The organism is Mesorhizobium sp. M7A.F.Ca.US.007.01.2.1 (assembly GCF_003998165.1).
GTDB lineage: Bacteria > Pseudomonadota > Alphaproteobacteria > Rhizobiales > Rhizobiaceae > Mesorhizobium > Mesorhizobium ciceri.
The window spans coordinates 1-1635 of sequence record NZ_RZQP01000460.1; the positions used below are offsets into that span (position 1 = coordinate 1).

Genomic DNA, 1635 nt, shown 5'->3' on the forward strand with positions numbered 1-1635 from the left:
TGCCTGGAGGGAATGGGATTGTGCCTGGCGCCAGATCGCTCGCATCGACAAGAAAATCCCGCCATCGTGGAAGCTCGCGGACCTGATCATCACGGCCGGGCTTCGCGGCATCCTGTTCCCGTCGCTGCGTCACGCCGGCGGCACCAATCTGGTGATCTTTCCGGCCAATCTCGTCGACGGCGACCATGTCGCGGTTCCCGATGACCGGCTGCCGCACGACCAGTCGTCCTGGTCCTGAGTCATCGATAGCCTCTGTGGTCGCAACGCGAACAACGCCCGCTCACGACATCTGGTCCTCAACGGCATCGCCCTCGTCCTCCCTGTTAGCCAAACCGTCGGGAATATCGCCGGCCAGCAGCTTCTCCTTCGACAGCAGCCCAGCGTCTTCGAGCGCCTCGAAATCCGGCAGCTGGCGCAGCGTGTCGAGCCCGAACTGCGACAGGAAAGTCTTCGTCGTCACATAGGTATAAGGCGCTCCGGGCTGTGGACTGCGCGGCCCTGAGGCGATCAGCTCCTGCGCGCGCAGCACGCCGATCAGATCGCGCGACACCTCCTTGCCGAAGAAGGAAGACAGTTCGCCACGGGTAATCGGCTGAAAATAAGCGATGCACATCAGCACCAGCGCCTCCGCCTGCGACAACTCTTTTGTGCCCTGCCCCGCCGCTGTGCCGAACGCGGCATGGATGACGTCGCCAAAAACCTTTTTGGTCCGGTGCTGCCAGCCGCCGGCGACCGCGACCAGCTCGTAGGGGCGGCCGGACAGTTCGGCGCGGATGTCGTCGATGATCAGCTCGAGATTGCAGTTTTTTCCCACCACCCGCGCGAGGACACTACGTGTTACTGGTTCGCTGGCGGCAAAGATCACCGCTTCGACGCGGCCCATCCACTCGCGCCAGCGCAGCTCCGGCGGCAGGTGGTCCAGTTCCGTGTCGACCAACACAGGCTGTTCGTTCGGCTTGCGGCGGGCAGACGCTTCGCTCATCCCTACAGCCCAAAAAGTCGAAAGGTGGTGCGGCCGGAGAGCTCGCGCACGGCATCCAATTGTTGCAGCCGATCGAAAAGGCGTCGCGCCGCAAAGCGCGACAGGCTTTTGGTCGTTAGCGATCCGGAGACGGCGTCGTCGTCGAGCAGTCTTTGGATCACATCGCCCGCCCCCTTCGCCCTGAGCTTCGGTGCGACGGCGATGAGCCGCTCCGCGCGACGCGACAGCTCGGCCGCCAGCCGGCACGCGTCCGCCGCCGCCTGAACCAGCGCCAGGCAAAGTGCCCGCTCGAACGCTTCGCCGCCCGGCCGGAGTCTGGTCCCTCCCGCCTCGGCGCGGAAGGCCGGAGCAAAAGCCAGGGCCATGAGCAGCGGTAGCGGCCGCGGCCAGCGCAGGCTTTGCGCCAGCACCAGGTCGGCCAGCCACCAGGCCAAAAGCTCGCAGTCGGGGCGTACGGCGACGACGTGCGCGGCGATCGCCGCCGCGGCGAACGGCGCCGGCCGCTGCGGTGCCGCCAGGTTTTCGATCTCCGTAGAAAGCGCGGCGAGCGCGGAACCGTCCCAGTGGAATCCGAGCATCTCGACGATCTTTTCGAGCCGATCGGCGCTGGCAACGGGCGGCTGCGCTGCCAATTGCCGCCAGCCGCCCAAAAT

3 protein-coding genes are annotated in these 1635 nt (G+C 66.0%); 1 reads left to right on the forward strand and 2 read right to left on the reverse strand.

All coding sequences use genetic code 11. The features are described 5' to 3' along the window. The coding region (locus EN949_RS35095; protein WP_164782672.1) for an RES family NAD+ phosphorylase at window positions 1-238 on the forward strand (238 nt) is incomplete at its 5' end. A gap of 42 nt (window positions 239-280) precedes the next feature. On the opposite strand, the gene EN949_RS35100 is transcribed toward EN949_RS35095, so the two are convergent. Together EN949_RS35100 and EN949_RS35105 are read right to left on the reverse strand one after the other, a co-directional pair. Continuing rightward, the gene (locus EN949_RS35100) at window positions 281-982 is read right to left on the reverse strand and encodes an SMC-Scp complex subunit ScpB (RefSeq protein WP_127369044.1); all 702 of its coding nucleotides are present in this window, start codon (window positions 980-982) and stop codon (window positions 281-283) included. 2 nt (window positions 983-984) lie between these two features. After that, window positions 985-1635, reverse strand: a 651-nt coding sequence (locus EN949_RS35105) for a DUF1403 family protein (protein ID WP_127371978.1), incomplete at its 5' end; no start/stop codon positions are given.

What these genes read in the sequence shown, in the direction of transcription:
- EN949_RS35100 (WP_127369044.1), bottom strand. Translation starts at nt 982, where the DNA reads ATGAGCGAAGCGTCTGCCCGCCGCAAGCCGAACGAACAGCCTGTGTTG.